We start from the raw sequence: 18985 nt of genomic DNA on the forward strand, positions 1-18985 counted from the left end.
TACCGCTCCTTTTCCCGCGACCCCTTCTCTGCCAGTACCGTCCGTTTGTGCCGCCGCGCCGCCCAGACCATGCGGCACCTGTGGTGTGCTGCCCTCAGGCAGTTCTGCACGGCGGACGGCGCCCCTTTCCCGGCCATGCCGCTCGCAGGATACGCCGGGGCCGCCACGCCGTGTGTTGTGGGTTACGGCCATGTCGTGCTACGCTACCCGCGGTGTGACAAGCGTCATCGGACGCTTCCGGCGCCAGGCTGGCCACCGTTTGCGGCGCCGTGGCCGTACGGTTCTGCCCTCGCACGAAAGGCTGGTGGGGCGCTTGGGGACGGAAGAGATCCACCACGAGGACGGGCCCGTGCAACTCGCCGTCATCGGCGCCGGCAACCGGGGGCGGGAGGCTTACGGAGCCTGGGTCAAGGCGCACCCTGACCGGGCCCGGGTGGTGGCCGTGGCCGATCCCAACCCCGTGCGCCTCGCGCGCATGGCAGACGAGCACGGAGTGGTGCCCGACCGACGCTTCCCCTCGTGGGAGGCGATGCTGGGCCGTCCCAAGTTTTGCGACGCCGTGGTGATCGCCACGCCCGACCGCGTTCACGTGGACCCGGCCATCCGCGCGCTCGAAGCCGGCTACGACCTCCTGCTCGAAAAGCCCATCGCCCCCGACGCATCCGACGTGATCCGGCTCGCGGACGTGGCCCGCAGGCTCGCTCGCAGCGTCACGGTCTCCCACGTGCTGCGCTACACCCCGTTCTTCCAAACGATCAAGCGTCTGCTCGACGAAGGCCGGATCGGCCGGCTCATCACCGTGCAGTACACCGAGAACGTGGGCTACTGGCACTTCGCTCACAGCTACGTCCGGGGCAACTGGCGCAACAGCCGCACCTCCAGCCCCCTCATCCTGGCCAAGTCGTGCCACGACATGGACATGCTGCGGTGGCTGGCCGGGGCCCCGTGCCGCCGGTTAAGCAGCTTCGGGGCGCTCACGTACTTCCGCCCCGAAAACGCCCCGCCCGGCGCCCCCGACCGGTGCATCGACGGGTGCCCAGCGGAGGGCACGTGTCCTTTCTCGGCGGTGCGCTTCTACGGCCTCTTCCCGCCCGGCTGGGACGGGTGGCCTATCTCCGTCATCACCGACGACCCGTCCCCCGAAGGCCGGGCCGAGGCGTTGCGGAAAGGCCCCTACGGACGCTGTGTGTTCAAGTGCGACAACGACGTGGTGGACCACCAGGTGGTGAGCATCGAGTTCGACAACGGCGTGACCGCGGCGTTCACCGTGACGGCCTTCACCGAGGAAAACACCCGGACGCTCAAGCTGATGGGCACGGCGGGGGAGATCCGGGGCCACCTCGACAAGGGCGAGATCGAGCTCCGCACGTTCCAGCCGGCCGGCCACGACACGTTGAAAGTGCCCACGTCGCCCACGCACGCCGGCGGCGACGAAGGGTTGATGGAGGCCTTCGTGGCACGGCTCCGGGCAGCTCGCCGCGGGGAGGGCGGCAGCGAAACGCTGACGTCGCTCGAGGAGTCGGTCGAAAGCCACCTCATGGCGCTGGCCGCCGAAAGGGCGCGCCTGGAGGGGCGGGTCGTCGAGCTGGCCGCGTTCGCGGCCGAGGCCGCCGCGGCGTGAGAGCGAGGGGGGCTTGCCCGTGGAGAGGACCGCACGGGGATACGGAGTCGCTGTCTTCCTGGCGGTGGCTTCGGCCGTCCTGGCCCAGGCCGCATGGAGCCGGGCGGCGCCGGCCGGTAGTGTACGCCAGGCCGAGGTCACCCCGGTCATGAGCGGCCTCGACACCGTCTGGGACCTCGTGTGGGGCCCGGACCGCAGGCTCTACCTCACGGAGCGCCCCGGGCGGATCCGGGTCTGGGACGGCAAGGCGGTGCAGACACTGGCCCGCCTTCCGGTCTGGGAACAGGGTGAGGCCGGCCTGATGGGGCTGGCCCTGGATCCCGGATTCCCCCGCATCCCTTACGTCTACGTCTGCTACACGCGCCGCGACGGGGAGATTGCCAACCGGGTGGAGCGCCTGAGGCTCGAGGGGGACCGGCTCGCCTCCGACCGCGTGCTCCTCGACGGGATGGCCGCCGCGACCATCCACGACGGCTGCCGGCTTCGCTTCGACCGTGCGGGCGAGCTCCTCGTCACCATGGGAGACGCGGCGGTGCCCGGCCGGGCCCAGGATCCGAGCAGCCTCAATGGCAAGGTGCTGCGCATCCGCGCCGACGGCGCCGTGCCCTCGGACAACCCCTTCCCGGGCAGCCCCGTCTACACCCTGGGCCACCGCAACCCACAGGGGCTGGCGCTGCGTCCCGGGACGGGAGAGATCTACCTGAGCGAGCACGGCCCTGACACGGACGATGAGATCAACCGCCTGGTGCCGGGCGCCAACTACGGCTGGCCGGAGATCCGGGGCACCCGGGAGGCCCGCGGTTTCGAGCCTGCGCTTTGGGCATGGACGCCGACCATCGCCCCGGCCGCCATCGCCTTTTCCGACAGCCGCACCCTCTTCCTCGCGACGTTGAAGGAGGGCCGCCTGCACCGCCTGCAGCTGGATGCGGACGGGCGGATCGTCTCGGACCGGGTGGTCCTGGAGGGGTACGGCCGGCTGCGGGCGCTCACTGTGGGCCCGGACGGGTGCCTTTACGTGGGCACGTCCAACCGCGACGGGCGCGGCTCGGCCGGCCCGGACGACGACCGGGTGCTCAAGGTGTGCGGGCTCTGAACGCCCGGTAGCTGCTCGAGCAGCACCGGTTTGCCCAGGTAGTATCCCTGCCCGAAGCGGACGCCCATGGCCCGCACCGCCCTGGCCACCTCTTCGGTCTCCACCGCCTCGGCGACGGTATGGGCCCCGAGCTCCCCGGCCACCCGGCGGATGGCCGCCACGAGACGCTCGTCGAGCACGCTGTGGGCCACGCCCCGGACGAGGCTCCCGTCGATCTTGACGTAATCGACCGCCAGGCGCCGGAAGTACCCGAGCGACGAGTACCCGGAGCCGAAGTCGTCGAGGGCCAGCTGCGCTCCCAGGAGCTTGAGGTTGGCGAAAAAGCGCGCGGTCGCTTCGTCGTCCTCCAGCGAGTGACGCTCGGTGAGTTCCCAGACGGTCATGCGGGCAAGCTCGGGCTGGCCTTCGAGCAGGCGGATCACCCGTTCCCGGTAAGCAGGGCGGGAGACCAGGTCGGGCGACAGGTTGATGAAAAGGCGCTTGCCCTGGAAGGCAGGTAGCTTCCAGCCGTCCGCCACCCACTCCAGTATGCGCTCGTCGACCTCTCCCAGAAGCCCGTACTCCTCCGCCTCCCGGATGAACTCCGAGGCCGTCACCAGGCGCTCGCCCAGCACGACCCGGGCCAGCAGCTCGTAGCCGTACACCTCTCCGGTGCCGAGGTCCACGACGGGCTGGAAGGCCGGGCGCAGCCGCCCGTCCTTGAGGGCGCGGCGCAGCATGTCGCCCTGTCCGAACGAGTGCAACCGCAGCGAGTGGGACGTCTGGTCGAACACCGCGATGCCGTCGGAGGCGTTGCGGCTTTGGAGCAACGCCGAGTCCATGGCGGCCTCCAGTTCGGCGTGGGAGCGTCCGTGCTCGGGGTAGGCCACCACGGCGGCCGTGATGCGGACGGGCACCTGTTCGCCGGCGGCCGTCCGGGCCCAACGCGGCACGTCGTGCACCAGCTGCTCGGCCACGCTCCGGCCCTCGCGGGCCGTGACGCCGGGCAAGATGACCGCGAACGCGTCGCCCCCCACCCGCCCGATCCGCTCGGTGGGGCGGAAAGCCTCCTGCAGCCGCAGCCCGATTTCGGCCAGGAGCCGGTCGGCGGCGTCGTGGCCCAGCCGGGCGTTGATCTCTCCGAACCGCTCCAGGTCGAAGACCACCACGGCGAACGGCCGCCCGGCGCCGCGGCTGCGGTCCACCTCCTCGGCCAGGAGGCGTTCGAAGCGCTGGCGGTTGCAGAGCCCGGTCAGCGGATCGCGGCCCGTGATGGCCTCCAACCGGGCCATCTGCAGCGCCAGCAGCCGCTCGCTCTCGGCGAGGCTCCGCTCGGCCGACAGCAGCCGTAGCCCGAGCGCCAGAGCGTCGGCAATCTCCGACAGGATGCGGTAGCGCTCCCCCGTAAAGAGCTCCGAGTCACCCGTGTAGACCGTCAGCACGCCGTACAGGCGCCCCTGCTCCTTGAGGGGAAAGGCCGCCGCGTGGGTGACGCCGGCCTGCAACAAGTGCCGGCGCCATGGGTCCTCATCCCCCGTCCCGGCGAGGGTCATGGTGTGAGCTTTCCGGGTGTGCAGGGCGCGCCAGGCGGGACCGGTGGGGTCGGGGTTGGGCACCGGGGGCGCGGGCAGCCCGGCCGGCCCGGCCCAGGCGACCAGGGTCAGAGAGTCTCCGGACTCGCCCGCCACCCCGATCCATGCGGCGCTGCACGAGGGGTCCTTCAGGATGGTCTGGCAGGCTTCCTGGAGGAGCTGGTGGGCGTCTTGCCGCTGCGTCACCAGCCGGTGCACCGAGGAAAGGGCCCTCAGGGTGCGGTTGGTGGCGCGGGCCTGCTGCTCTGCCCGGTACAGGAGCCGGTAGTCACGGCCGATAACCCCGTAGAGCAGCACCGCCGTGACCGCCACGAAACCCCAGCCCTTGACCACGCTGACGAGCCCGAGCGAAGGCGTCCCGTGCAGCAGCCGGGTGAGCACCCAGTCCGAGACGAGGATCCAGACGAGGGCGGTCGCGACGTACGTTGCGACAGGCCGCAGGGCTCGGCGCGACGGTTGGATCATAGCGCTCCCTCGCTACACCCCACCTGCTGCAGCGCAGCCCCCGGTATGACCCAGTGTACCATTCCTTCGAAACGTCCTCCACTATGTCGAACCACCGCCACCGGGAAGGTGGCGGTCGCTCTGGCGCCGAACGCCTGCGCCCGGTGAACCCGGATGATGCAAGACGTGGAGGTAGCCTTCGGACCCCGGCGCTTCCGGTGGGGCAAGCGCACCTACGTCATGGGCGTCCTCAACGTGACGCGCGACTCCTTCTCGGACGGGGGGCGCTACTTCGACCCGGATCGCGCCAGGGCGCGAGCCCGCCAGATCGTGGAGGAAGGTGCAGACATCCTCGACGTCGGTGCCGAAAGCGCCCGCCTCGCTGCCGAGAAGCTGGCCCCCGACGAAGAGATCGACCGCCTGGCGCCCCTCGTTGAGTGGGTGGCCCGCCACCTGGACGTCGCCATCTCCGTCGACACCTACAAGGCGCCGGTGGCCGAGGCGGCGCTTCGGGCGGGCGCCCACATCGTCAACGACATCAGCGGCCTGCACGCCGATCCCGCCATGGCGCCGGTGGTGGCGCGCCACGGAGCCGGGGTCGTGCTCATGCACCTGCAGGGGACGGCCCGCAGACCGGCGGAGCACCCGGCGTACCGCGACGTGGTGGAGGAGGTGCTGGCCTACCTGCGGCAGGCCTGCGTGCGGGCCCGTCAGGCCGGCATCGACCCTTCCCGGATCCTGGTCGACCCGGGCATCGGGGTCGGCAAGCTCACCGAGCACAACCTCGCGTTGCTGCGGGCAGTGCCGGAGATCAAGCGCCTGGGTCACCCGGTGCTGGTGGGGCATTCCCGCACCAGCGTCATCGGCAACCTGATCGAGGCTCCCATCGGCGAGCGGCTCGAGGGGACGCTGGGCGCCACGGCGGCCCTGGTGGCGCTGGGCGCCGACGTCGTGCGGGTGCATGACGTCGGGGCCAACGTGCGGGCCGCGCGGGTCGCCGACGCCATCTTGCGAGGCTGGCAGCCCCCCTGGGAAGACTGGTCGTTCGACGCGGTCACGGGGGAGCAGCGGCGGCCGCTGCACACCCTGCGGGAACTGGCCGCTCGAGACTGAACGCCGCCCCGGGTCGAGCGGCGTTCGGAACTGAGCGCCGCTCGGGATGGAACGAAGAGGTTCGGCCGAACGGGCTCAGAGGCCGGGCAACGAGCGCCGGCCGCCCTCCGGCAACGCCCCCGCCGGCCGCACCTCGTCGCCCACGTCGCCCAGGGCGGCCAGGTGGTCGGCGACGGTGCGGCCGGCCACCACGAGGCCGGGCGCGATCTCGGCCAGCGGTACCAGGACGAAGGCCCGCTGCAGCATCCTCGGGTGCGGGAGGGTGAGCTCGGGGTCCCGGAGCGTGAGGTGGTCGTACACCAGGAGGTCGATGTCGACGGTCCTGGGCCCCCAGCGCACGGTGCGCACTCGCCCGAGCCGGCTCTCGATGGCCAGGGCGTGCAAGAGCAGGGAGCGCGGGTCGAGGGCCGTCTCCAGGAGGGCCACCGCGTTGAGGAAATCGGGCTGGCCGGCCAGCCCCCAGGGCTTCGTCTCGTAAAGGGACGACACCCGGGCTACGGTAGTGCGGGGGAGCGCCGCGAGCATCTCCACCGCCCGGGCCAGGTGCCCTGCCCGGTCCCCCAGGTTGGAGCCCAGTCCGACATACACCGGCACGGAGGGATCGTCCATGGCTTTCACCGGCATTGTAGCACCGCTCGGGGAGCCCCGGGCTCCACGGTTCCTGGAGATGCCCCGCGCCCGGCTGGCGCTCGGGGCACGGACTTACGTCATGGGGGTGCTCAACGTGACCCCCGACTCGTTTTCGGACGGCGAGGCGTACTTCGACGCCCGCCTGGCCATCCGCCGGGCCCTGGAGATGGCCGAGGAGGGCGCCGACCTCATCGACGTCGGCGGCGAGTCGACCCGCCCGGGGGCCGAGGAGGTGCCCGAGGAGGAGGAGCTGCGGCGGGTGCTGCCCGTCATCGAGGCGGTCGCCGCCCGGCTCGACGTGCCGATCTCCATCGACACCCGCAAGGCCCGGGTTGCCCGGGAGGCGGTGCAGGCGGGGGCGCAGATGGTCAACGACGTCTCCGGGCTGGCCTTCGACCCGAGGATGGCCGAAACCGTCGCCAGCCTCGGAGTCCCGGTGGTCGTCATGCATACCCGGGGCACTCCCGCCACCATGCAAAAGTTCGCAGAGTACGGCGACGTGGTGGAAGAGTCGGCCCGGGAACTGGCAGAGCGGGTGGAGCTCGCGCTGAAGGCCGGCATCTCGCCCGAGCGCATCGTGGTCGACCCCGGCTTCGGCTTCGCCAAGACGGTCGCCCACAACTACCGCCTGCTCGCCCGCCTGCGGGAGTGGCACGAGCACGTGCACCTGCGCCTGCCGGGTGCACCGCCCTTCCCGCTGCTCGTCGGGACGTCGCGCAAGACGTTCATCGGGAGGGTGCTCGGCAACGCGCCGCCCCTCGAGCGCCTGGAGGGTACGGCGGCCACGGTGGCGCTCGCCATCGCCGGCGGGGCCGACATCGTGCGGGTGCACGACGTCCGGTCCATGGTGCGCCTCGCCCGGGTCGCCGACGCGGCCGTCCGGGCAGGCGGCCGGCCGCACCTCGTGCCCCGCGCCTCGGAGCTCACCGTCAGCATCGAGGGGATGAGCTTCTCGGCGCGCCACGGGGTCTACGAGCAGGAGCGCTCGGGCCCGCCCCAGCCGTTCGTGGTCGACGTGACGCTCTGGCTGAAGGCGGAGCCGGCCGCCGACGCGCTGGACGAGACCGTGGACTACTCGAAGGTCTGGACGTGGGTCCAGGAGATCGTCGCCGGCGGGCCTCCCACCCAGCTCATCGAAACCCTGGCGGCCCGCGTCGCCGACGCCATCGAAAGCCGTACCCGGGGGAGGCTGCGGCGGATCCGGGTGCGCGTCCACAAGCCCGCCGCCCCCATGCCCGGCCCCGTGCAAGACGTGGCGGCCACCGTCGAGCGCACCTTGAGCGGTGGCTGAAAGGAAGCGAGGAAGCCTGCCCCCGGGTACGCTCGACCGGCCTCCCTCTCAGCCGGAGCGGGCCACGCTGCGGCGCAGGACGTGCTGCACGAAGGCGCGGGCCGTGTCGCCGCAGGTGCGGGTCGGCCAGTCGACCGACTCCTTCAGGCCGCTTCGCACCCGCTCCCGGAGCTCCGCAAACCGCCGCTGCAGCGCCTGCCGGTCTGCGCTTGCATCGCCCATCCACGAGAGCGCGCCATCGGTCACGATGAGATCGACGGCAGCCTCCAGCAGCTCGGTCCACCGGCCCATGTCCTCGATCCACGGCCGCATGTCGGCCAGCACGGGGTGGCGCTCCGCCCCCTGCCGCAACGCCGCATACGCCTGGCGCAGCTCGGCGATCCCCTGCTGGAGCTCGCGCAGGCCCTCTTCGAAGTGGAAGCTCCCGGTCAGCTCCTCGAACCGCCGGAAAAGGCCGACCAGCCACGGCGGCTCCTCGGGGGCGAGCGGCGTGATGCTGGCGCACCGGGCGAGCGTGCCCAGCGCCTGCACGAGCGCCTCGTCTCCGCCGAGGAGTTGCCGAGCGCCTTCCGACCACGCCTGCTCCGGGTCGTAACGAGACGGCGCCTGCAAGTACCGCCCGATGGTGAAGAGCGCAAGGCGCGAGGCGTACGGCTGATTCATGGGGTTGGCGAAGATGCCGCGCAGGATCCCGTCCAGGTGAGCCCCACGGCCGGTGTAAGGGCCGATGTGGAGCTCCGGCGCCATGTGGGCGTCGTTGACGGGGTAGTTGTCCCACAAGAGCGGCGGCCGGCGCATGACCTCCGCCACCCGGCGGGCGTGCTCGTCCGGCACCTCCCGGGAGCAGACGGCGGGGCCCGTCCAGAAGAGATCGACGGCCGGGTCCAGCCGCTCCCCGAGCTCCCGCAGGTAAGGCACGTCCGGGTCGCCGCAGTAATGGGTGGGGCAGACCATCAACTGGAGCCCCCGGGGCTGCATCCGCCGCCACAGCCGCCCTGCGAAGTCGGCCTGAGCCTCCGCCAGAGTCGCGTACGCCCGGCGGTCCTCCTCGTGCCCCAGCGCCGGCGGGATGTCGTCGAAAAAGAGCCCGAACGCCCGCACCCCTATCCCCACGAACGCCTCGAGCTTGGCCCACAGCCGGTCGAGCTCCGCCGGGTCGGAGTAGACCAGGGACAGCCCGGGGCTGATGGCCACCATCCACTCGACTCCGCTCGCCCGCCCGGCCCGCACCAGCTCCTCGAACCGCCGCATGGCCTCGGGCGGGTACGGCTCGCGCCACCGGTCCCGGTGCAGCGGGTCGTCCTTGGGTGCATACAGGTACGCGTTGAAATGATGCCTGCCCAGCCAGTCGATCGTGTCGAGCCGCTGCTCGTGGGTCCAGGGACGCCCGTAAAACCCCTCGACGACCCCCCGCCACACCAGCGCCATCCCGTCACCCCCGCCCTCCCTGCCTTTTCCGCCTTGCTCCGCCGCGCCCGCGCGCCCCCACCGGCCCATTTCTCGGACGGAGCACCCACCTCCTCCGGTCGCGCGGCCCGCCGCCCTGCGCAGGGCACGCCCGGGCAGGCCACCGTCAGGCAAAGACGACGTATCGCCTCAGGAAGGCCTCGAGCGCGGCGTAGTACGCCTCCACGGTCTCCCGCTTGCGCCACCCGTGCCCTTCGCCCGGGTAGACGTGGTACTCGTGCGGCACACCGCGGCGCCGCAGCGCTTCGACGAGGGCATCCGCCTGGCTTCGCGGCACGACCCGGTCCTCGTCGCCCTGGAAGATGGCCAGCGGGTCCCGGATCCGGTCGGCCGCGAAAAGCGGCGAACGCTCCCGGTATGCGGCCGCCGCCTCCGGAAGCGGGCCCACCAGGGAATCCGTGTAGTGCGCCTCGAACTTGTGCGTCTGGCTGGCCAACAGAAAGAGGTCCGTGACCCCGCTGGCCGAGACGCCCGCCCGGAAGAAGCCCGGGTGCTCGGCCAGCGCCCTCAGCACGGTGTACCCGCCGGCGCTGCCGCCCATGATCACCATGCGCTCGCGGTCGACGAGCCCCTCTTGCGCGAGCCGGGCCGCGCCGCTCACGGCATCCTCCACGTCGAGCACGCCCCAGCGGCCCTTCAGCGCCTCCCGGTAGGCTCGCCCGTACCCCGCGCTCCCCCGGTAGTCGACGTCCAGCACGGCGTATCCCCGGCTGGTCATGAACGCCACCTCCGGCGCCCATCCCGGTGTCGCCTGGGAGGTCGGGCCGCCGTGCACCCGTACGACGAGCGGCGGGCGCCCCTTGCCCGTGTACTGCGGGTTGGCCGGGCGGTAGAAAAGCCCATGGACCTCCCCGCCGTCCGGGGCGATCCAGCGCCGGTGTTCCGGCCACGAAAAATACCCATCCGGGACGTCCTCCGCCTGTGAACGGGCCACCACCGCCGCGGGCCTGCCGGGCTCCATGACCACGACCCTTCGCGGAACGGCCGGCGATGAGGCCAGGAGCGCGATCCGGCCGCGGCCAGGATCCACGGCCAGTTGCTGCAACACGGTGTAGCCGGCCGGATGCCCGCCCGGTCGCTCCTCTCCGGCCTTTCCCTCCCGGGGCTCTCCCTCGACGACGGGCACCGGGTGGGCCCTGCGCGCCGCGAGATCGTAAGCCCAAAGCTCGACCCTCCCCTCGCGGCTTCGCAGGAAGTAGACCGCGCCGCCTCCGGGGCTCCACCCCAGCGTGCGCATGCCCTGGCGCCAGTTGCGCAGTCCGTGCTCGGCCTCTTCCCGGTGGGCGAGCTCCGACCGTCCGGTCTCGAGGTCGCAGAGGTGGAGGTTGGCCCACCCCGTCTCGTCGCTGACGTAGGCGAGCCACCGCCCGTCCGGCGAGAAGGCAGGCTGGAACACCTCCACGTCGTCGCCGCCCGCGACCGTTTCGACCCGTGAGACGACGGGCAGGCCGCGGGGGCCCTCCTCCAGATGAGCCAGGCGCAACTCACTCCCGTCCCACGGCATCCGCGGATGGTTCCACGAGACGAAGGCGAGCATGCGGCCCGAAGGATGCCACGCAGGCTGTGCGTAGAAGTCGGCGCCGTCCACCAGCTCCTGCGGCCAGCGCTCCCCCCGGACGTCGACGATCGCCAGCACGTCGCGGCCTTCATAGCTGTGCACGAAGACCACCCAGCGCCCGTCCGGGGAGACCTGAGGAGACGCCGCCGCGCCGAACGCGGGGGTCAGGGCCCGGGCCACGCCCTTCCCGAGGGGTTTACGGTACAGCCGTCCCTCCCGAGAGACGTAGTACACCTGGCCGCCCTGCACGGTGAAGTCGCCGCCGCCGTACCCGACCGCGGCCCGCACCGAGTGTTCGACGGTGAGCTGCCGCGCCCCCTCGCCGGCGGCGCCGGCGGCCATGAGCACTCCCACGCCCGATCGTTCCTCATGCCAGACGAGCTGCCCGGTCTCGTCGTCCCAGGCCACGTCGGTGAGGGTGACGCCGCCGGCCATGCGCGCCGGCGACAGGGGACTTTCCCATAGCCCGTAAGGAGCCTCGGTCATCGCATTCACCACCGGCTTTCGTCCGCGTCCAACCGCGGCACTCGTACGGCCGCCCGGCGCCTTCTGCCTGTCCACGGCAAGGCCGCCACCGATGCGACGGCCCCCAGCAGCGCGATCCCCGCGCCCGCCGCCATGGCCCCGTGCAAGCCGGCAAGGAAACGCCCGCCCTCGGCGGCGGCCGTCTCGACCTGGGCGCCTGCCACGGCCATGAAGACCGTGCCGGACACCGCGATGCCCAGCACCATGCCGATGTTGCGCATGCTCGCGAGCATCCCGCCCGCGATGCCCAGGCGCTCTCTCGGGACGCTCCCCATGATCGTGCTGTTGTTGGGCGTCTGGAAGAGGGCGCTGCCCAGCCCGAGCAGGGCCAGCCCCCAGAAGACCCCGGCGAGGGGCGTCGCGCCGTCCAGCCGGGTCATGTTGGCGACCGCCACGGCCATCAGCGCCATGCCCCCGGCCGCCAGCCACCGCGAGCCCCACCGGTCCGTGAGGTACCCGGCGGCGGGCGCTATGACCGTGAGGGCTACCGGGAAACCCAGCATGAGCACCCCCGCCCGGTCGGGCGGGATCCCCCGCAGGTTTTGCAGGTAAAACGGCAGCAGGAAGGTCACCGAGGACTGCGCCAGGTAGTTGGCGAGGCTGCTCAAGTTGGCGAGCACGAAGGTGCGGTTCTTGAAGACGGAGAGCTCGACCATCGGGTGGTCGATGCGCCGCTCCACCGCCACGAAGAGCCCGAGCAGCGCCGCGCCCGCCCCGGCCGAGCCCAGCGTGGCGGCGCTCGCCCAGCCCCAGCGGGGAGCCTGGCTGAGTGCGAGCAGCACCAGCAGCAACCCCGAGAAGAGCAGCATCGCGCCCGCCAGGTCGAACCGCTCCCGCACCACCCGGCGCGGCCCGGGGAGCACCCGGGCGGCCCAGAGGGTGCCGACGAGGCCGATCGGCAGGTTGATGGAGAAAATCGAGCGCCAGCCGAAGTGCTCGACGAGCAAGCCCCCGAGCACCGGCCCGATGGCGAGTCCCGCCGCTACCGCCACCGCGTTGGTGCCGAGCGCCCTTCCCCGTTCGCTCGCAGGAAAGACGTCGGTGATGATCGCAGGGCCGGCGGCCATCATCATGCCCGCCCCCACCGCCTGCACCGCCCGGAAGGCGATGAGCCACCCGATGCCCGGGGAGGCGGCGCACAAAAGCGATCCGCCCGTGAAGAGGCCGAAGCCCGACAGATAGGTACGGCGGTGGCCGTACATGTCGCCCAGGCGCCCCCAGGTGAGCAGCAGGCTGCTGATCACCAGCAGGTACGCCATGGCCACCCACTCGGAGACGGATAGCGTGGTGCGGAGATCCTGGGTGATCACGGGCAGGGCGATCCCGACGACACTGCCGTCGACGGGCCCCATCAGCGTGCCGACGAAGATGGCGGAGAGAATCCGCCACCGCAGCGGGTGCCCCGCCGCGCCACGTTCCCAGGCCGCCACCTCTCCCGGCGCCGGTGCGGACTCTGCCAGGCGCGTCACTCGTAGCGCACGCATACGTTCTTCACCTGGGTGTAGTGCTGCAGGGTCTCCAACCCCTTCTCCCGGCCGAAGCCGCTTTTCTTGTACCCGCCGAAGGGCATCTCCACCCCGCCCCCGGCACCGTAGGTGTTGACGAAGACCTGGCCCACCCGCAACTCGGCCGCCATCCGGTGCGCGGTGGACAGATCCCGCGTCCAGATCCCCGCCACCAGCCCGTAGGCCGTGCCGTTGGCCAGCGCGACGGCCTCGTCCGGCGTGTCGAAGGGCATGATGGCCAGCACGGGCCCGAAGATCTCCTCCTGGGCGATGCGCATGATCGGCGACACCTCGTCGAACAGCGTCGGTTCCACGAAATACCCGCCGCTCAGCTCCGGTTGCTCGGGCACCCGTCCGCCCGCCACCAGGCGCGCCCCCTCCGAGCGGCCGGCCTCGACGTAGCCCAGCACCCGTTGCTGCTGGCGCCGGCTGATGATGGGCCCCATGTCCGGGTCCTCGACGCCCGGGCCGAGGCGCATCTGCGAGACGATGCGCTGCAGGGCCTCCACCGCCTCCCGGTGCACCCGCCGGTCGACGATGAGCCGGGACGCCGCCGAGCAGGTCTGGCCGGCGTTCTGGAAAATGGCCTGGGCCGTCGCGGGGATGGCGCGGTCCAGGTCCGCGTCGCCCATCACGATCATGGGAGACTTGCCCCCGAGCTCCAGGAGAACGGGCTTGATGCCCCGGGCGGCCGCCTGCATGACGATGCTGCCCGTCTCGACCGACCCGGTGAACGTGATGTGGTCGACGTCCGGGTGAGAGGCCAGGGCTGCGCCTGCCTCTTCACCGTAACCCGTCACCACGTTGACCACTCCGGCCGGGACCCCCACCTCGTGGAGGATGCCGGCGAGCTCCAGGGTGGTGAGCGAGGCCTCCTCGGCGGGCTTGAGCACCACCGTGTTGCCGGCGGCGAGAGCCGGTGCCAGCCCGCGGGAGGCGATCTGGATGGGATAGTTCCACGGGATGATGAGCGCGCAGACCCCGACGGGTTCCCGCAGCACGTAGTCCAGGAAGCCCGGGCCGAGCGGGATCGTATGGCCCAGGATCTTGTCGGCGATGCCCGCGTAGTACTCGAAGTAGCGGGCCGCCACCGCGACGTCGGTACGGGCCTGGCGCAGGGGCTTGCCCGTGTCGAGGCTCTCGAGGCGGGCGAGAGAGTCGGAGCGTTGCCGGATGCGGCGGGCGGCCTCGTAGAGCCACTCGACCCGGCGGCGGGGCTCGATGCGCTTCCATCCCGGGCCTTCCAGCGCGGCTCTCGCCGCCGCCACCGCCCGATCGACGTCCGCCTTGCCGCCCCTGGCGAGATAGGCGAGGACGTGACCGGTCGCCGGGTCGACCGACTCGAAGTGCTGGCCCGAGGCGGGAGCGACCCACTCGCCTCCGATCCAGAGGTCATAGCGGCGAGACTCTTCTTGCGCCGGCGCGACGGCCATCTGGTGCATGCCCCCCTTTTCTGCCGGGTGCCGCGGCCGGGAAGCCGGCCGCCCCCGGCCTCCTGCAGATGCCAACATTCCCTCCGAAGGCCATCGCTCCTATCCTATCGGATCCGAGCGCTCCTGGCTTTCCGCCGCGTGGAAGGCGGTCCGCCCGGCTCCAGCGCCGCCAGCGAGTTGGCGACTGCACGCCGCGTCGCGCCGGAAGACTCCTGGATGGAGGTGTGGCAGGCAGTGTCCAACGAACGCTGGCTTCGTATCGCCGCCGCTGCCGCGGTGCTCCTGTTCGTGGTGGCGGCAGCGGCCATCGCAGGTCAGTTGCGCTCCTCCCAGGAGTCGGCCCGGCTGCGCAACGAGCTGAGCGCCCTGGAGCGCCGGCCCGCAGCGCAGGCGTCGCCGGCGCCGCCCGGCCCCGAGAGCCCCGCCTCACCGGTCGCTTTCACCCGGGTGCAGGTGGTCCAGGAGTCGACGAGCGCGCCGGCCGCTCCCTCCGGGCAAGCCGGGTCGCCCACGACGTCGCCCGGGTCACCCACGACGTCGCAGGGAGGCGCCGGGGCACCTCCTCGCCGCGCGGCAGCAGGGCCGGCCCGGCGTCCGGCCGCGGCCGGGGCCAAGCAGCCCCTTGCTGTCCCGGCCAAGCGCCCGGTCTCCGGCCCTGCCCCTGCGCTCGACCGGGGGCCGATCTCGGTGCAGGCGACGGTGACCAACCGCACCAGTCGGACGCTGAAACAGCCGGTCTATGCCCTGCTCATCGCCACTGACCCTCGGGACCCGTCCAAGCCGCCGCAGATCCAGCGCCAGAGCACCGTCATCGAGTCGCTCGGGCCCGGCGACACCACGACCGTAACCGTGAGGGGGCTCACCATCGACGACCCGGCCCTGCACTACGAGCTCGTGGTCAACACGCCGGCCGTCGACCCGGCCCGGGCCGGCGGCACCGTCGCCAAGGTCGTACCCACGGTACGACCGGCTACGGTGCGCCCCGCGCCGACGGCTCCGCAGGCTCCGGCCCGACCTCCTGAGCCGCCCCGAGCCCAGGCGCCGGCACCGACTCCGCCTGCCGGTCCTGCAGGCCCTGCAGGGCCTGCAGGACCGGCAGGCCCGCCGGGACCCCCTGGCCCGCCCGGCCCGCCGGGCCCCTCTCCTGCCCCGCCGCCAACTCCGGCACCGTCGCCGGAGCCGTCCCCCGCGCCCTCCCCGACCCCTTCGCCAGAGCCCAGACCGGCTCCGGGCCCTGCACCGGCACCCTCCCCCGCGCCGGCGCCGGCACCGGCGCCGCCACCCCCGGAACCGGCCCCTGCCCCGCGGGACGCACCGGAGGGTCAGGACGGAGCGAGGTAGGACACCGCGCGCCGGGCAGCGGGGCCCGCCGCTGGCAAGGATAATGGCTATCATGCATCGAATCAAGGGCGGGGGCGGTGTCTCCCCCGGACGAGGTGGAGCGTGGGGGGCTTGCCGTCATGGAGCTTGATAGCGGTTCCAGAGCGCGTCCCTGGTTGAAGCACTACCCGCCCGAGATACCGAGCCACCTGGAGTACCCGGAAATCAATCTCGCGGCGTGGGTGCAGCAATCCGCGCGCCGCCATCCGGACCGGGCCGCCACGCTTTACTTCGGCGCGCGCCTTTCGTACGCTCGCCTCTTCGAGCAGGTGCGCCGGCTGGCCGGAGGCCTCCGTGCCCTGGGCGTCCGCCCCGGCGACCGTGTGGCGATCATCCTGCCCAATCTGCCCCAGACGGTGATCGCCTACTACGCCGTCCTGTGGCTGGGCGGCGTCGTGGTGATGACCAATCCGCTGTACACCCCGAGGGAGCTTCGCCACCAGCTTGCCGACGCGGAAGCCCGGGTCGTCGTCGCCTTCGACCAGATCCTGCCCCGGGTGCTGGAAGTCGCCTCCGAAGTCGGCCTGCGCCACGTCGTGGTCACCTCTGCGGCCGATTACCTGCCACCTCCTCTGCGGCTCCTGTACCCTCTCAAGCAGGCTGCCCAAAGGCGTCACCAGCGCCGGCCCCATCCGGCGCAGCATCCCGTCGCCCCCTCCCGCCCGCCCGGCCTGCAGGTTCATGCCTTCACGCGTCTGGTACGCTCCCAACCCCTGGACGGGCCTCACCCGGTCGACGCCCGTGAGGACCTGGCCCTCTTGCAGTACACCGGAGGCACGACGGGCACGAGCAAGGGCGTGATGCTCACCCACTTCAACCTGGCCGCCAACTGCACCCAGATCCAGGCCTGGCTCTACAAGCTCGAGGGCCGTCCCACGACGGTGCTGGCCGCGCTGCCCTTCTTCCACGTCTACGGCCTGACCACGGTGCTCAACTTCTCGGTGATGACCGGCTCCACCATGATCCTCACGCCGCGCTTTTCGGCCGCCGAGGTCGTACGCCTCATCGAGCGACACCGCCCGCGGCTTTTCCCCGGCGTGCCGACCATGTACGTCGCCATCACGCAGCTTCCCGACATCGCCCGGCGGGACCTGAGCTCGGTCGAGGCGTGCATCAGCGGGGCCGCTCCGCTCCCGGTGGCCGTGCAGGAGAGCTTCGAGCGGCTCACGGGCGGGCGCCTGGTGGAAGGGTACGGACTGACCGAAGCCTCTCCCGTGACCCACGCCAATCCCATCTGGGGCGCGCGCCGCACGGGGAGTATCGGGCTGCCGTGGCCCGATACCGACGCCAGGATCGTCGACCCGGCGACGGGGGAGCCCCTGCCGCCCGGCAGCGTGGGAGAGCTGGCCGTCCGGGGCCCCCAGGTGATGAAAGGGTACTGGCAGCGCCCGGAGGAGACGGCCGCCGTCTTGCGGGACGGGTGGCTGCTCACCGGGGATCTGGCTCAGATGGACGACGACGGCTACTTCCGCATCGTCGACCGCAAGAAGGACCTGATCATCGCCGGCGGCTTCAACATCTACCCCCGGGAGGTCGAGGAGGTGCTTTACGAGCATCCGGCCGTCCGGGAAGCGGCCGTCGTGGGAGTGACCGATCCGTACCGCGGGGAGACCGTCAAGGCGTACGTCGTGCTCAAGGAGGGGCACGCCGTCACTGCCGCCGAGCTGGAGGCCTTTTGCCGGGAGAGGCTGGCCGCGTACAAGGTGCCGCGGCTTTTCGATTTCCGCGACGAGCTGCCCAAGACCCTCGTGGGCAAGGTGCTGCGCCGGGCCCTGCGGGAAGAGGCCCCACCAGTGCAGGAGGCCGCCGCAAGCGGCCGGGAGCCGCCCGCTACGGCAGGGGGACGTCCTGCGTGACGGTGGCCCAGGTGCCGGTCGCTTTGGCGACCGTGATGGGGGTGCCCTCCTCCGGGTAGAGGTCGATGGTGGCCTCGCCCGTCACGAGCCGGCGGCCCGCCCGCCAGATGACGCCCTGCGCCACCAGGAGCCCCGAACGGGCCGGCAGCAGGAAGTGCACGTGGAGTTCGGCCGTGACGACCGCGGTGCCGGGAGGCACCGCCGAGAAGGCGGCCATCCCGATGGCCTCGTCGGCCAGGGCCATCAGCACCCCGCCGTGTACGATGCCCAGTTCGTTGAGGTGGCGAGGGGCGATGCGCAGCCGCACCTCGGAGCGGCCGTCCCGGGCGCTCGTGCGTTCGAATCCCGTGACCGCGCTGAAGCGCTGTGCAGGAGTCTCGTGCATGGAAGACCGCAGCCGGCCGCGCCGGCCTTCCTTTCCATCGCCGGGTGGGGCGTCCGCCGGCCGGATGGGGGCGGGCGCCGGGTAATAGTCTACAATATAATGGCGAAGGGGGATCATCCCGCGGTGGCATGGGACTGGATGAAACCCGCCTTGCTCGATCTCTCTCGCCAGCTGACGGACCGTGACCTGGAGTTCGTCATCCGGGCCACCTCGTCCCGCCGCACCGACTACGACCGGATCCGGGAGATCGTCCGCGACAAGCCCGATTTCCTGGAGGTGCTCCTGGAAGACGACCGGGTCTTCCAGAAGATGGCGTCGGACGACGATGTCATGCTCAAGGTTTCACCCCAGCTCTTGTTCGCCGTGCTCCTCCGCCGGGCGCGCCGCCTGCTCAAGCAGGCGTCGTTCACCATGGAGCCGCGGCCGGAGGGGGACGTACCCGTCTTCGACGCCTCGAAAGCGGCACAGCTGGTCGAGCAGCCCCGGGTGCTCGACTACCTGGCCAGCATGCTCGCCAGCTTCGTGCGCACCGAGTCGCGCACCTTCCTCGTGCGGCACGGCGCGGTGTACCGGCGGAGGGTGTTCAACGACATGAACGTCGACGACCTGCTCTCTGCAGCCGAGCTGCTCGACCCCCCGCAGCGCTTCCCCATTTACAAGCGGGTCGCAGACGTGAGCTTGTTCATGGTCGGCATCTTCCCCGATCACGTCTCGGGGCGCCGCAGCGCGGGCCGGTCCTGGTGGAGCGCGGTGGCGAGGTCCCAGCGGTTTGCCAGGGACCAGCAGGCCTATGCGGAGATCGGGACGGAGTTTTACCACCGCGCGGCCGAGGACGAGGCAGCCCGCCAGTCCGGGCTGGCGGACGTGATGGTCACCCTCGGCGATCACTTCATGCTGGCCGCCAAACCCCTCAACCTGCTGGCCCGCGACCTGATCCCGATGCGGCGGTTCGCCTGGTTCGGCGCCGGCCCGGCATCGCCGGCGTCCCCATGACGTCCCCCTAAGCAGCGCCAGGCGGCGACCGTCGTCAGGAAGGCCGAGGATCGCCTGCCAGGAGTTTCCCCGGGCCCCGCCGTAGTGTAGCAGCCGGACTCCTGCTACGGGAGGTGGCGG

Annotated in this window: 14 protein-coding genes; 7 read left to right on the plus strand and 7 right to left on the minus strand. The window is 71.7% G+C overall.

Annotation, left to right across the window (positions count from 1 at the left end; translation table 11 throughout):
• Nucleotides 1–313: 313 nt before the first annotated feature.
• Together U7230_RS12375 and U7230_RS12380 are read left to right on the plus strand one after the other, a co-directional pair.
• Nucleotides 314–1621 carry a Gfo/Idh/MocA family protein gene (locus U7230_RS12375; protein ID WP_324716143.1) on the plus strand — a complete coding sequence of 436 codons (1308 nt, stop codon included), beginning with the start codon at nucleotides 314–316 and terminating at the stop codon, nucleotides 1619–1621.
• Between the two features lie 19 nt (nucleotides 1622–1640).
• A complete protein-coding gene (locus U7230_RS12380; protein ID WP_324716144.1) occupies nucleotides 1641–2714 on the plus strand; it encodes a PQQ-dependent sugar dehydrogenase in 1074 nt (357 codons plus the stop codon).
• Here the strand turns inward: U7230_RS12380 and U7230_RS12385 are convergent.
• Complete coding sequence (locus U7230_RS12385; RefSeq protein ID WP_324716145.1) at nucleotides 2633–4750, minus strand: GGDEF domain-containing protein; 2118 nt, start codon at nucleotides 4748–4750, stop codon at nucleotides 2633–2635. The genes U7230_RS12380 and U7230_RS12385 overlap by 82 nt on opposite strands.
• 153 nt (nucleotides 4751–4903) lie before the next feature.
• Here U7230_RS12385 and folP (U7230_RS12390) point away from each other — a divergent pair, with 153 nt between their 5' ends.
• Nucleotides 4904–5842, plus strand: a complete 939-nt coding sequence (folP, locus tag U7230_RS12390) for a dihydropteroate synthase (protein ID WP_324716146.1) — start codon at nucleotides 4904–4906, stop codon at nucleotides 5840–5842.
• A 75-nt stretch (nucleotides 5843–5917) separates the two neighbouring features.
• On the opposite strand, the gene folK is transcribed toward folP (U7230_RS12390), so the two are convergent.
• Nucleotides 5918–6451, minus strand: coding sequence for a 2-amino-4-hydroxy-6-hydroxymethyldihydropteridine diphosphokinase (gene folK / locus U7230_RS12395; protein WP_324718244.1), 534 nt, complete (start codon nucleotides 6449–6451; stop codon nucleotides 5918–5920).
• Between folK and folP (U7230_RS12400) the strand changes: the two genes are divergently transcribed.
• Nucleotides 6450–7763 carry a dihydropteroate synthase gene (folP, locus tag U7230_RS12400; protein ID WP_324716147.1) on the plus strand — a complete coding sequence of 438 codons (1314 nt, stop codon included), beginning with the start codon at nucleotides 6450–6452 and terminating at the stop codon, nucleotides 7761–7763. The two genes, folK and folP (U7230_RS12400), sit on opposite strands and share 2 nt — an antisense overlap.
• A gap of 48 nt (nucleotides 7764–7811) precedes the next feature.
• On the opposite strand, the gene U7230_RS12405 is transcribed toward folP (U7230_RS12400), so the two are convergent.
• From U7230_RS12405 to U7230_RS12420, 4 genes are all read right to left on the minus strand, one after another.
• Complete coding sequence (locus U7230_RS12405; RefSeq protein WP_324716148.1) at nucleotides 7812–9191, minus strand: protein O-GlcNAcase; 1380 nt, start codon at nucleotides 9189–9191, stop codon at nucleotides 7812–7814.
• A gap of 145 nt (nucleotides 9192–9336) precedes the next feature.
• Entirely contained in the window at nucleotides 9337–11274 is a 1938-nt protein-coding gene (locus U7230_RS12410) for a S9 family peptidase (RefSeq protein ID WP_324716149.1), read from the minus strand.
• A 5-nt stretch (nucleotides 11275–11279) separates the two neighbouring features.
• Nucleotides 11280–12797: an MFS transporter gene (locus U7230_RS12415; RefSeq protein WP_324716150.1), complete on the minus strand. Its 1518-nt coding sequence runs from the start codon at nucleotides 12795–12797 to the stop codon at nucleotides 11280–11282.
• Nucleotides 12779–14251: an aldehyde dehydrogenase family protein gene (locus tag U7230_RS12420; RefSeq protein ID WP_324716151.1), complete on the minus strand. Its 1473-nt coding sequence runs from the start codon at nucleotides 14249–14251 to the stop codon at nucleotides 12779–12781. The genes U7230_RS12415 and U7230_RS12420 overlap by 19 nt, the downstream gene beginning before the upstream one ends.
• A 216-nt stretch (nucleotides 14252–14467) precedes the next feature.
• On the opposite strand from U7230_RS12420, the gene U7230_RS12425 reads away from it, so the two are divergent.
• Both U7230_RS12425 and U7230_RS12430 read left to right on the plus strand, forming a co-directional pair.
• Entirely contained in the window at nucleotides 14468–15592 is a 1125-nt protein-coding gene (locus U7230_RS12425) for a hypothetical protein (RefSeq protein WP_324716152.1), read from the plus strand.
• Between the two features lie 119 nt (nucleotides 15593–15711).
• The gene (locus U7230_RS12430) at nucleotides 15712–17487 is read left to right on the plus strand and encodes a long-chain-fatty-acid--CoA ligase (protein ID WP_324716153.1); all 1776 of its coding nucleotides are present in this window, start codon (nucleotides 15712–15714) and stop codon (nucleotides 17485–17487) included.
• Here U7230_RS12430 and U7230_RS12435 read toward each other — a convergent pair.
• Nucleotides 17462–17872, minus strand: a complete 411-nt coding sequence (locus U7230_RS12435; RefSeq protein WP_324716154.1) for a PaaI family thioesterase — start codon at nucleotides 17870–17872, stop codon at nucleotides 17462–17464. The genes U7230_RS12430 and U7230_RS12435 overlap by 26 nt on opposite strands.
• A 123-nt stretch (nucleotides 17873–17995) precedes the next feature.
• On the opposite strand from U7230_RS12435, the gene U7230_RS12440 reads away from it, so the two are divergent.
• Nucleotides 17996–18865 carry a hypothetical protein gene (locus U7230_RS12440; protein ID WP_324716155.1) on the plus strand — a complete coding sequence of 290 codons (870 nt, stop codon included), beginning with the start codon at nucleotides 17996–17998 and terminating at the stop codon, nucleotides 18863–18865.
• Nucleotides 18866–18985: the final 120 nt, after the last annotated feature.

Origin of the sequence: Limnochorda sp. L945t (assembly GCF_035593305.1) — a bacterium.
Lineage (GTDB): Bacteria > Bacillota > Limnochordia > Limnochordales > Geochordaceae > Carboxydichorda > Carboxydichorda subterranea.